Here is a 10606-nt window from a genome sequence, read left to right as displayed (position 1 = left end):
ATGTAAAAGTAGATTATTCTTGAATTTAATCCAGAAAATATATATTATGAGTGAAGCCAACAATAATCAACAGCCTGCAACCCCTGTCTTAGATTCACAAGCTAATAATCAAAAAGAAAGTCCGATAAGAACACCACCTTGGGGTAAAGTCACAATTCTCGAACAAGGTCCCCGTTACAAAATTAATCGTATAGAAGTCAAACCAAAAAATCATATTAGTACCCAGATGCACTATCATCGTAGTGAACATTGGATAGTGGTTTCTGGTACTGCTAAAGTTGTGTTTGATGGTCACGAAAAATTACTCTTGCAAAAACAATCAACTTATGTTCCAGCAAATACAGCTCATCGTGTAGAAAATCCTGGTACAATTCCTTTAGTAATGATTGAAATTCAAAATGGGGAATATCTTGGCGAAGACGATATTATTCGTTTTCCCGATGAGGATAATTAACCAAGTAGGGAGTAGGGTAGGGACGTTGCATGCAACGTCCCTACGGGAGAAAGATTGTTTTTGGGTTACNCTTTAGTAATGATTGAAATTCAAAATGGGGAATATCTTGGCGAAGACGATATTATTCGTTTTCCCGATGAGGATAATTAACCAAGTAGGGAGTAGGGTAGGGACGTTGCATGCAACGTCCCTACGGGAGAAAGATTGTTTTTGGGTTACCCTTACGGGATCTTGCTACGTCCCATGCTGCGCAACGCTAACGCGTTTCCTGACCGAATGCGGAGCAGTCCGTCAGGATCGCAATCTAAGTGCGAGTTTTCTATTGCAACATTTAAGATGAAACAGTCCAGTAGGGTGCGTTACGCTGTCGCTAACGCACCGTTCATGGAGATGGTGGTGGTGCATAGTAATGGTAGAGAGAGTGTGGGAAGGGTGGGGAGTGTGGGAAGTGTGGGAAGTGTGGGGAAAAATTACAAATATCTTCACCATTACTATGCAGGACTACCCATGGAGATAATTACCGAAAAATAAAGGTATAAAGCCTCTCATGAACAAGGAGAAACAAGAAAAAATTTTCCTTTTATTCAATCCTCTCCCTAAAAGGAAGAAGTAATTATCAATTATCCATTATCAATTATCAATTATTGAAAAGTCCAATAGGGCGTGTTTTGCTCCGCAACATGTTTGCGAAGCATTCCGTCAGGAAAAAGCGTAATTCGTAACGCACCGAAACATCGTGGGATAGGCGGTGCGTTACATTTGAAAACCGCTGTAATATAACGAAACTGAAACTGAGTATGCTAAATAGCAATCAGGAAAAAAGCCTTATCGAAACTGTCTTCTTGTCTGTTCTACCTTCTGCGTAGCCTCATGTAACTGATTTACCAATTTCAGGCTATCAGCAGATTTTTCAGCATCGAGGTGGAGAGCTAATCCACACATCGGGCAAACTATTGGCTCTCCAGAGAGCAACATCGGCATAGTAGTGGGGATGACAAAAGTGCATTCGGGGCAGGGAATACCATGTTGGTGAGTAGACTTTCTGGGCATAATATCTCCTATACAAAATAAATTACAAATTTTACCGAATTATTAATAATTAAATAATTCTGGTTTAAAGCCGACCCTTGGATAGGGGAAAAAAAGTGCTAGGATGTTTCCTGATCTTCAATTCCGTAGCGGTTTTAACCAGAGGTAATTATCAATTATCAATTAATGAAGAGGGAATACCGTTTCACAAAAGTTAAAAGTCATGCATTAAGATTTTATCAACTCTAAACTTTGATGCCAAACTAATTTCAGGAATTTATTTTAAAAAAAAAGTTTGAAACTATTTGTGACATCTTTCAAGTGAATTGGTATAATAACTCTGCTGTAATCTTTTTGACCAAAAAATCAGGTCTCAAGCCTCCCCTTTTAAGGGGATGAAAAAAATCAAATTCAGTATTTCAATCCTGATGGCGATCGCCAGAGGTACTGAATTGCGCAGTTACGACCATAGGAGGCTAAGTGTTTCGCTGCGCGACATGAAAAGCGTAGCTCCTCCGATAGGAGGCTAACTGATAACTGAAATGCTGATGGTGTATCCTAGCCTTCTTAGGACGGCTCAGTGGTAGTTGTTGTATCACTTTCCCCTGATGAGTTTTCAGCATCAACAGTTGTTACTTTTCCGCTTGTGGTACTAATTCCTTGTTCCATCACCCTAAATAAGGTCAGCAAACCAACCGGAGTATCCGCTTGACCTGCGCTGATATGTATCTTCATTGCCGAGCTAGAACTCTGTTTCGCTAGACCCGCTTTAAATGCCACGATATTAGGTTCCAGAGAAGAGTCTTCACCAGATGTCTCAGTGGGATTAATGGTTGTTTTTTGTTCAAGCTCAACTGCTTCATTAACCTCTACCCCAAAGTCAATGGTCGCCTCGCGTACTTCTATTATGGGAATAGGGACGATGGACAATACTGGAATCTCGACCGTAAACTCGATTGTATCTCCCCCTACTCCCGTCTTTGTATACTTAAAAGTAAATGTTTTTAACCGACTAACTCCTTCGTCATTATCATCAAACCCTACTTGTTCAATAAAATTAGCAGTTGCTTGCGCTGCTTGGCTTTCAGCTTGCACGATTGCCAATAATGGCGCTCCAATAATCTGATACAGTGGTACCGATGATAGGTCTGTAGCATTTGGCATAGTTTAATCTCCAAAGTTTTTTTACTGGGTAATTATAGCGCTACGCGCTAGGGAATAGGGAATAGGGAATAGGGAATAGTAGAGTGTCAAAGAATTTCAGGATTTATAAATGTCCTAANTACCGATGATAGGTCTGTAGCATTTGGCATAGTTTAATCTCCAAAGTTTTTTTACTGGGTAATTATAGCGCTACGCGCTAGGGAATAGGGAATAGGGAATAGGGAATAGTAGAGTGTCAAAGAATTTCAGGATTTATAAATGTCCTAACCTTAATGCGTAAGGCTATAATAATTAATAATTATTAATTAAATAATTGAGGTTAAAAGCCTCCTCTTTCAAGGGGAAAAAAAATAAATTTTTTCCCCCTTTGCGTCAATCCGATGGTTTTAACCATAGGTAATTATCAATTATTAATTATCAATTATCAATTAATGAAAAGTCGTGGTAACCCTAAAAGTTCGTCAAATCCAGTTTTAGCGAAATCGATGATAGTGCTGTTTCTGGCAGACTTGTGAGTTCCCTTGTAACCACCTCAACGTTAATTTCCTCAAGATCTTTCATCAATAATTTTTCAACCTTGATCGAAGAGGTAATATCATTGAAATCGTCTCCCACCCAAGGAGTGTCATTTGTAAAAATCTTGGCTCTACCTTGGAATCCCTCATGTTCGTAAAGTGTAACCTTGATCCCCTTTGGTACTTTCAAGGAACTCAACTGATCGTTTTCTAAGCTTGCGGTATCGTAGCTTCCCTCACTGAGTTCCTGACACGCTCCTTCATAATTCTGATGTTGATAGATGACGACTTTGCTGGTCGGGATTGGGTCATTTTTGCTGGTCGGGATTGGGTCATTTTGATTGCTGAGAATAGCAAACTTCAGATCGATGGTCGCTTCCTTAATATCCGTTCGGGGAACAGAGAGGAGTTTAAGAAACGGATCTTCTTTGTATAAAGGTCTTAGATCGCGAGAATAGTTATCTGAAATAACTCGTGCTTGACTGATGTCACTAAGAATTGCTCCGATAATATGTTTCAATTTTGTCATAATATTAGTCTCCAAGTTTTGATTACCGAATTCTTAATAATTAATAATTAATAATTAAATAATTCTGGTTTAAAGCCTCCCCCCATAGGGGAAAAAAAGTGCTAGGATATTTCCTTACCTTCAATTCCCGTGCGGTTTTAATCAGAGGTAATTATCAATTATCAATTATCAATTAATGAAAGGATTTTCCTCTGAGGTTGAATAAACTGTGACCATATCCACATTCACAAACCACGATGGATGTAGATATGAAGTCACGCTACTCAAATATCAAAGCTCTATATTTGAGTTGTGGTTATCATTCGCTTATAATACTATCATTGAGAATAGTCAAGACTTTCTGCATTCCTGCTGGCATATCATCCTGTACAGCATGGAGAGAGATATCCATGGTATATTCAACTACATACTTAGAGTTCGCAGCCGAGGAGCTGTCTTTTTTGGCAGAAAATGCGGCGTTGAACTTCGCTTTAACCTTTGCCGGACCCCAGCGAGATTTGGCTTGGATGCTTGTGCTTACATCTGTTTCCGTTGCAAGTGCTGTTGTTTCTTCCGTTTCTGTTTCAGCACTGATATTCGCCTTGAATTGGATCGTCATATCATCAATGCGAATATAGGGGATAGGCACAATTGTTAGTAATGGAACTTGGAATGTTTTATATGTTGTCTCACCATCTGTAGAACCCGAACTATATTTAAAAGTGATATTCTGGACACTTTGCTCATCATTCTCCACAGCAGTAAGACCAACTGACTCAATAAACTCAACTGTCGATCGTGCTGCTTGTGACTGGGCTTCAACTGCAGCAACCAAGGGGCCACCAATGATATTGCCAAAGGGAATGGATCCCAATTGTGCTGTTGCGCCGTTTTGAATTGGCATGATAATTTGTTTTGTTTAATGCTTAAAGGACAATTGTTAGAAAAAATTCTGCATTCTTCTAGTTACAGATATTTTTTCTTAACTAGCTATTAGCTTTTAGCATTTCCTATCGGAATGCTGCCTCTTGCAGATGTGCTGCCTCTTGCAGAGGAGCTGCCTCTTGCAGAGGAGCTTCGCTAACGCTAACGCTACCGCTAACGCGAATCGCCCCTCCTGGGTTTAAATCCNGGCTTCAACTGCAGCAACCAAGGGGCCACCAATGATATTGCCAAAGGGAATGGATCCCAATTGTGCTGTTGCGCCGTTTTGAATTGGCATGATAATTTGTTTTGTTTAATGCTTAAAGGACAATTGTTAGAAAAAATTCTGCATTCTTCTAGTTACAGATATTTTTTCTTAACTAGCTATTAGCTTTTAGCATTTCCGTTCCCGAAGACTCCGCAAACAGGGAGCCTCCTGGGAAGGAACTAGGTTAACAGTTTTTAGCAGCTCTGGGTTTACCCCGGTTTCTATAAAGGAGGGGTTGGAATTCCCTTCTAAAGATTTACTGCCAACTGCTAACTGCTAAGTGCTGATTGCTTATTTAAGTGGTTCAGTAACTTCTCAATCCACTTATGACTCCATACTGGCAAGTTTCTGCTATAACCGCCACTAAAGTTTGCAATTTTAAGAAAAAAGATAAGGATTTAGCTCCAGCAATTCCCCAAAGCTAGTACCCATAACAATTTCAGAGATATAAAACTTAAGAACATCCCTACTATTTAGGGGAAAATTGCTTAACTTTGGAAAAACTTAAAAGTTAAGGATTTTACTTCTGGTTTCCGATGGACAATAATCAGAAAAAATTCAAATAATCCACAAAAATTTCTATTATCAAATTTTTTCCATAAACACCACCAAAGTTGACAATTTTTAAGAAAAACTTAATAATTTAGTACCAGCCAATCCCAAAGACCAGTTATTGTATTGGTTTCAGATATCGAAAACTTATATTGAAGAAGGAGTCAGGAGACAGCAATTCTGGAGACAGAATCAATGTTCGTGGGGATTCAAACCCCAACCAATTGCGGACACCGTGCAGACGGTGGGGATTTATACCCGAATTGGCTTCCAGCCAGGAGCCAGCTCCGAGGAGCCTGCGCCCAGAAAATTCTACTGACTCCTGACTCCTGACTTCCAGCCGAAGGCTGTTAATAACCTCGTTACTTTTGACAAGCCCCAAACTTAAAAATTTGGGGTTGCACATTAAAGAATGATAATAGATTTTCAACTGTACATATATTAAGGAAAGAATCATCCAAAAATATCTACTTTAGGATTTCATCATTCCTGATAATGTCACTATCTCCTCACAAAACTATTGTCATGGCAGAATGTGACCCCTAACTGCTAATCAATGTGTAAGACAATGCACGTCCACCCANCTTCCAGCCGAAGGCTGTTAATAACCTCGTTACTTTTGACAAGCCCCAAACTTAAAAATTTGGGGTTGCACATTAAAGAATGATAATAGATTTTCAACTGTACATATATTAAGGAAAGAATCATCCAAAAATATCTACTTTAGGATTTCATCATTCCTGATAATGTCACTATCTCCTCACAAAACTATTGTCATGGCAGAATGTGACCCCTAACTGCTAATCAATGTGTAAGAAAATGCACGTCCACCCACAATAAAAAGTTAATTGTGATAACTCATGCACATTTTTACTATTCATCCAGGAATGCACTGAGAATAAAAATATAGAGTAAGACTTAGGCAGTGACACTAATTATGGGGTTGCACATTAAAGAATGATAATTGATTTTCAACTGTACATATATTTAGGAAAGAATTATCCAAAAATATTTACTTTCAGATTTCATCATTCCTGATTGTGCAACGCCAAAAATTTTACTTCAAATTCCGCACGCTTAATATATTTTCACATTAACCTGGAGTCGAATATTACCAAGTATTTTCTGAAATTCGATGACGCCTATTGGCCAAGTTTTTAGATGCTTGCAAGTAAGCATAGGTAACCGTATTTGTGCTTAATGAACCAGGAAAATCTAATTTGGTACTTAAATTATACGGATATAATTACCGAATATGAAGTTAACTTTCTTGCCAAAAGACCAAAATGACTTTTTCCCAGAATACACCCGTGGACTTTGAACCTATTAACAAAAAAATCCTAGATGCAGAAGTTTTACCGGAAACCAACTTATCGGAGAAATAAACAATATTTATAGACGATCGCTATTTATCGAAGATAGGTATCGGGTTTTCGGAAAAATTTTATCGTCTTCAGGAATAAAAATGTTAATAGTTTCTGCTGTCGGACCTGACTGTAACTCGCTCAAAGTAACATCATGGTCAAGAAATTGTCNGAATACACCCGTGGACTTTGAACCTATTAACAAAAAAATCCTAGATGCAGAAGTTTTACCGGAAACCAACTTATCGGAGAAATAAACAATATTTATAGACGATCGCTATTTATCGAAGATAGGTATCGGGGACATCTTTAACTTCTACAGATCAGATCAAAAATTTGTTAATCAAAAAAAGATAACAACAATGAGTAACTATGTACGCAGACGTGGTGTAACCCTTACCAATCAAGGCTCAAGGAAACTTCATCAAGCTAAATCAGAGGCAGAAATTGAGCAAAATCAGCGATACACCCTTGAATCTCTTAGTAAAAAAACAGGTTTAACTCCCAATACCCTTAGCAAAATATTTACCTGCTCGTCAGGAGTCGATAAACGTACCTTAAAATGCTGCTTCGATGCCTTTAATCTGAGTTTGTTAGCGGATGATTATCTATACTTGAAGTCTGAGCAAGATAATCAGGTCCAGATTAACCCTATGCCCCCTGCTGAAACCTACTCCTTCCTAGAACCAGTCTGCAATTCTCCTTTCGATATGCTGCGCGATCGCAACAACGTCGCCCAAATGAAAAAAATGGTTCAACCACAAGACGATCTGCAACCNTTCGATGCCTTTAATCTGAGTTTGTTAGCGGATGATTATCTATACTTGAAGTCTGAGCAAGATAATCAGGTCCAGATTAACCCTATGCCCCCTGCTGAAACCTACTCCTTCCTAGAACCAGTCTGCAATTCTCCTTTCGATATGCTGCGCGATCGCAACAACGTCGCCCAAATGAAAAAAATGGTTCAACCACAAGACGATCTGCAACCTCGTTTGCCAACGGCACCGGGAGGACAGATACCCCTAGATTCTATCTTTTACATTGACCGTCCCATCATCGAATGCCTTTGTTACCAAGGCATCCAGGAACCAGGTACACTGTTGAATATCCGCGCTCACAAGCAAATGGGCAAAACCTCCCTAATGAGCCGTATCTTGTATTACGCTAGATCCCTTGACTATCAAACCGTTTCCCTGAACTTACAACTCGCTGATGCAGAGATTTTACAGAACCTAGAACGCTTCCTAAAATGGTTCTGTGGTAGAGTTAGCAAGGAGTTAGAATTTCCCTATTCACCATCGCATGAGCAGATAGCTCATTTTTGGGATAACTCCTTAGGCAGCAAATCAATCGCCACTGACTATTTCAATGATATTATCTTAGCTAACCTAGATCAACCTCTGGTAATAGCTCTTGATGAACTCAATCAGCTTTTTGCCTACCCAGATGTTGCTCGTGAATTTATCCAACTTCTGCGAACCTGGTCTGAGCAAGCAAAAGCAGGGGTAGCAGAAAGTAATCTTTGGCAAAAGCTGCGACTGGTGACAGTTCATTCTACGGAAATTATGATGCCTCCCTCAATTAATCCTTCCCTGTTGAATACTGGATTAGTCATCAATTTGCCGGAGTTTACTCTAGCTCAAGTGCAGGATCTAGCACGGCGGTACGAACAAGAAATAACTGAAGAAAAAATCCAGCAACTAATTACTCTTCTAAGCGGACATCCCTATCGTTTGCAGTTAGCATTTTATTANCAGTTCATTCTACGGAAATTATGATGCCTCCCTCAATTAATCCTTCCCTGTTGAATACTGGATTAGTCATCAATTTGCCGGAGTTTACTCTAGCTCAAGTGCAGGATCTAGCACGGCGGTACGAACAAGAAATAACTGAAGAAAAAATCCAGCAACTAATTACTCTTCTAAGCGGACATCCCTATCGTTTGCAGTTAGCATTTTATTACCTACAACAACAGACTATAACTCTGGAAGAGCTTTTAGAAAATTCTGATAGTACAACTGCTATTTATGCAGAACATTTACAACAACAATGGTGGAACTTGCAACGCTACGATGAATTATTGCCTATTTTTACTGAAATTGTGAACAACCACAAACCCATAGAAATAAAACTATCCCTTGGTTATCAGTTGCAAAAGATGGGGTTGGTTCATTTGGAAGGCGATCTTGCAAGTCTGTGTTGTGAGTTATTTCGTCCGTTTTTTATGGGGGTTTTGAGTTGATTGTTGTTTGGACTCGGTGCGTTACATTTCATTTTGATGTCACGCAGCGTTTCATGTCGGCGACAGCAAAACTTGTAGTGGACCGTTTCAGCTTAAATGTTGCAATAGACAACTCTCTAGAGATTGCTTCACTGTCGTTCGCAATGACAATTCTAACGTACTATTTTAGGTGAAACAGTCTAGTAGGTGCGTTAGACGGCTAAAATTTAGACTGTGAAAGGCATTTAACAATCCGTCGTAACGCACCTTTTTATACATGTCATTCTACTACAACTGCGGTGCGTTACATTTCATTTTTCGTATAGGGAATGCTCCGCAAACATGTCACGCAGTGAAACGCACCCTACTGGACTGCTACTATAAGGAATTTAACAATCTGTCGTAACGCACCTTTTTATACATCTCATTCTACTATAGCTGCGGTGCGTTACATTTCATTTTCTGCGGTGCGTTACATTTCATTAACGCACCCTACTGGACTGCTACTAATATTTTGTTTGAGTTTGGTGATAATATGCAATATATTAACTACTGTATATAACATCCAACTATGCAAACTACCGACTTTCTCTCTCAGCTAAATTTATCTCAACGCCAAGCAGTACAACATTTCTGCGGACCAATGTTGGTTGTAGCGGGTGCTGGATCGGGCAAAACTAGGGCGTTGACTTATCGTGTGGCCCATCTAATTCGTCATCATCGGGTACACCCAGAAAATATTCTGGCGGTGACGTTTACAAATAAGGCTGCACGGGAAATGAAAGACCGCATTGAGAGGTTGTTTGCCCAACAACAGGCAGAGGCTAAATATGGTAAACCTTTTTCAGCTTTGAGTGCGGAAGAACAAACAAGGTTGCGATCGCAGGTCTATAAAAATATTACTAAGCATTTATGGATGGGAACTTTTCATAGTCTTTGCGCTCGTATTCTGCGGTTTGATATTAATAAATACCAAGACGAAAAAAAACGTCGCTGGGATAAAAATTTTTCTATTTTTGATGAAAGTGATGCTCAAAGTTTAGTTAAGCAAATTGTTACTAAACAGCTAAACTTAGACGATAAAAAATTTGAGCCACGTTCTATGAGATATGCTATTAGTAATGCTAAAAACCAAGGAATGTCACCTCAAGAANTATTCTGCGGTTTGATATTAATAAATACCAAGACGAAAAAAAACGTCGCTGGGATAAAAATTTTTCTATTTTTGATGAAAGTGATGCTCAAAGTTTAGTTAAGCAAATTGTTACTAAACAGCTAAACTTAGACGATAAAAAATTTGAGCCACGTTCTATGAGATATGCTATTAGTAATGCTAAAAACCAAGGAATGTCACCTCAAGAATTTCAAAAAGCACAGCCAGATTATCGAGGGAGGGTAATTGCTGAAGTCTATGGAATTTATCAAGATAATTTGGCTGCGAATAATGCTCTTGATTTTGACGATCTAATCAGAATACCTGTAGAATTATTTCGGCAAAATGAGCAAGTATTGGCTTATTGGCATCAAAGTTTTAATCATATTTTAGTGGATGAATATCAAGATACTAATCGGACTCAATATAATTTTATTAGATATTTAGCCACTAA

General features: G+C 38.9%; 8 protein-coding genes and 3 pseudogenes. 7 read left to right on the top strand and 4 right to left on the bottom strand.

Translation table 11 applies throughout. The features are described from left to right. Positions 1-46: 46 nt before the first annotated feature. The 3 genes and pseudogenes from AFK68_RS25455 to AFK68_RS35525 all read left to right on the top strand — a co-directional run bounded on the left by AFK68_RS25455 (position 47) and on the right by AFK68_RS35525 (position 985). Positions 47-454 carry a phosphomannose isomerase type II C-terminal cupin domain gene (locus AFK68_RS25455; RefSeq protein WP_094676149.1) on the top strand — a complete coding sequence of 136 codons (408 nt, stop codon included), beginning with the start codon at positions 47-49 and terminating at the stop codon, positions 452-454. 70 nt (positions 455-524) lie between these two features. Beyond that, positions 525-604, top strand: a pseudogene (locus AFK68_RS25450) (mannose-6-phosphate isomerase); the annotation flags it as partial. 186 nt (positions 605-790) lie between these two features. Further along, complete coding sequence (locus AFK68_RS35525) at positions 791-985, top strand: hypothetical protein (RefSeq protein WP_143438246.1); 195 nt, start codon at positions 791-793, stop codon at positions 983-985. A 294-nt stretch (positions 986-1279) separates the two neighbouring features. Here the strand turns inward: AFK68_RS35525 and AFK68_RS25440 are convergent, their stop codons facing one another. From AFK68_RS25440 to AFK68_RS25425, 4 genes are all read right to left on the bottom strand, one after another. After that, a complete protein-coding gene (locus AFK68_RS25440) occupies positions 1280-1504 on the bottom strand; it encodes a hypothetical protein (protein ID WP_094676143.1) in 225 nt (74 codons plus the stop codon). Positions 1505-2050: 546 nt separating this feature from the next. Next, positions 2051-2647, bottom strand: a complete 597-nt coding sequence (locus tag AFK68_RS25435) for a DUF2589 domain-containing protein (RefSeq protein ID WP_094676141.1) — start codon at positions 2645-2647, stop codon at positions 2051-2053. A gap of 450 nt (positions 2648-3097) precedes the next feature. Continuing rightward, positions 3098-3691: a hypothetical protein gene (locus tag AFK68_RS25430; RefSeq protein ID WP_094676139.1), complete on the bottom strand. Its 594-nt coding sequence runs from the start codon at positions 3689-3691 to the stop codon at positions 3098-3100. A 298-nt stretch (positions 3692-3989) separates the two neighbouring features. After that, positions 3990-4574, bottom strand: coding sequence for a DUF2589 domain-containing protein (locus AFK68_RS25425; protein WP_094676137.1), 585 nt, complete (start codon positions 4572-4574; stop codon positions 3990-3992). Positions 4575-7641: 3067 nt separating this feature from the next. Here AFK68_RS25425 and AFK68_RS25420 point away from each other — a divergent pair. The 4 genes and pseudogenes from AFK68_RS25420 to AFK68_RS25405 form a co-directional block, all read left to right on the top strand. Continuing rightward, positions 7642-8531, top strand: a pseudogene (locus tag AFK68_RS25420) (AAA-like domain-containing protein); the annotation flags it as partial. Positions 8532-8552: 21 nt separating this feature from the next. Beyond that, a complete protein-coding gene (locus AFK68_RS46445; RefSeq protein ID WP_094676135.1) occupies positions 8553-9020 on the top strand; it encodes an AAA-like domain-containing protein in 468 nt (155 codons plus the stop codon). 550 nt (positions 9021-9570) lie between these two features. After that, positions 9571-10152: pseudogene (locus AFK68_RS25410) on the top strand (UvrD-helicase domain-containing protein); the annotation flags it as partial. Between the two features lies 1 nt (position 10153). Further along, positions 10154-10606: UvrD-helicase domain-containing protein (locus AFK68_RS25405; protein ID WP_168186655.1), on the top strand; the 453-nt coding region annotated here is incomplete at both ends.

It is taken from the genome of Hydrocoleum sp. CS-953, assembly GCF_002260545.1.
In the GTDB taxonomy this organism is placed as follows: Bacteria; Cyanobacteriota; Cyanobacteriia; order Cyanobacteriales; family Microcoleaceae; genus Trichodesmium.
This window is presented reverse-complemented; position numbering and strand designations above follow the sequence as displayed.

Coding starts and splice junctions, on each gene's coding strand:
- AFK68_RS25455 (WP_094676149.1), top strand. CDS start 47: ATGAGTGAAGCCAACAATAATCAACAGCCTGCAACCCCTGTCTTAGAT.
- AFK68_RS35525 (WP_143438246.1), top strand. CDS start 791: ATGAAACAGTCCAGTAGGGTGCGTTACGCTGTCGCTAACGCACCGTTC.
- AFK68_RS25440 (WP_094676143.1), bottom strand. CDS start 1,504: ATGCCCAGAAAGTCTACTCACCAACATGGTATTCCCTGCCCCGAATGC.
- AFK68_RS25435 (WP_094676141.1), bottom strand. CDS start 2,647: ATGCCAAATGCTACAGACCTATCATCGGTACCACTGTATCAGATTATT.
- AFK68_RS25430 (WP_094676139.1), bottom strand. CDS start 3,691: ATGACAAAATTGAAACATATTATCGGAGCAATTCTTAGTGACATCAGT.
- AFK68_RS25425 (WP_094676137.1), bottom strand. CDS start 4,574: ATGCCAATTCAAAACGGCGCAACAGCACAATTGGGATCCATTCCCTTT.
- AFK68_RS46445 (WP_094676135.1), top strand. CDS start 8,553: ATGATGCCTCCCTCAATTAATCCTTCCCTGTTGAATACTGGATTAGTC.